Here is a 478-nt window from a genome sequence, read left to right on the forward strand (position 1 = left end):
CGCGCGCGCGGTCGTAGACGGCTTCAAGTACCTCCCGGTCGGTCCGCTCAGCCAGGCCGTTCTTCGGTAACGGATAGGTGAACTCCTCGACGACACTGTCACAGGAGCCACACCGCAACGAGAAGAACTCACGCTCGTAGACGCCAGCGAGCCCCGCCCCGCAACGGGGGCAGTCGACGCCCGGATCGAGGTGGGTACGGTCGGGCGTCGCAGTCGGCCGGTGGGCCAGGACGGCGCGGTACAGCGCGGTGGCGCTAGCGGTCGGGACGTACCCGGCGTCGGTCTTCCGGAGGTAGACACCTCGGAGCCTGTCGAGATGGTAATTGAACTTCCCGCTGTCCTCCATTCCGACCGCCCGCATCAACTCGGAGTACCGCTGGGGCTCGGTATCGACGGCTTCCCAGTGAGACAGCAGGGCCAGTAGGATCTCCAGCCTGAGATCGTGACTCAACAGAGCAAACGCGTCCCGAGGCTGAGC

General features: G+C 65.9%; 1 pseudogene. It reads right to left on the reverse strand.

Annotated elements, in window-relative coordinates:
- A pseudogene (locus tag EXE44_RS20310) lies at positions 1-451 on the reverse strand (ArsR family transcriptional regulator); the annotation flags it as partial.
- Positions 452-478 lie beyond the last annotated feature (27 nt).

This window comes from Halorubrum sp. SS7 (assembly GCF_005435055.1).
GTDB classification, from domain to species: Archaea; Halobacteriota; Halobacteria; order Halobacteriales; family Haloferacaceae; genus Halorubrum; species Halorubrum salinarum.